Origin of the sequence: Collinsella sp. CLA-ER-H3 (assembly GCF_040092425.1) — a bacterium.
In the GTDB taxonomy this organism is placed as follows: domain Bacteria; phylum Actinomycetota; class Coriobacteriia; order Coriobacteriales; family Coriobacteriaceae; genus Collinsella.
In genome coordinates this window covers 1-528 of record NZ_JBBNLP010000031.1, presented here as the reverse complement: position 1 = coordinate 528, position 528 = coordinate 1, and the positions used below count along the sequence as shown (strand labels likewise).

Below are 528 nucleotides of genomic sequence, written 5' to 3'. Positions count from 1 at the left end.
CCATGAACAGGAACACGGGGACGCCGGGCTCCACGAGCTCGAGGGTGCCGTGGAAGAAGTCGGCCGAGGTGATGTAGCGGGTGCGCTTCCACTGCATCTCCTCCAGGATGCACATCGAGAACAGGATAGTCTCGCCCCACAGGGCGCCGGAGCCGATGAACATGGTGTAGGGGGCCAGGGCGTACTTCTTGGCGAGCTCCTCGGCGCGCGGCTCGAAGCGCTTGCGGATATCGAGCATGTCCTTCCAGATGTCCTTGGTCTGCTCGATAAACAGGTCAAACTTGGGGAAGCAGCCACGGCGGTTGAGCAGGCGCAGGCCGAAGCAGTCGGCGAGGTAGTAGCCCTTCTCGCAACCGCCCGAACCATGGTCAGAAGCCATGGCGACGCAGTTCTCGGCACCCACAGCCTGGCCGATGAGGCCCTCGGGCTTGGTCATGGCGTAGACGCGCACGCCCATGTCCTTCATCTTCTTGACGGCCTCGAGGACCTCGGGGGTGGTGCCGGACTCGGAGGCGGTGAGCACGACGG

1 pseudogene is annotated in these 528 nt (G+C 64.2%); it reads right to left on the bottom strand.

The annotated features are described in order from the left end of the window. Positions 1 to 528 (bottom strand): annotated as a pseudogene (locus AAAX32_RS10030) (SIS domain-containing protein); the annotation flags it as partial.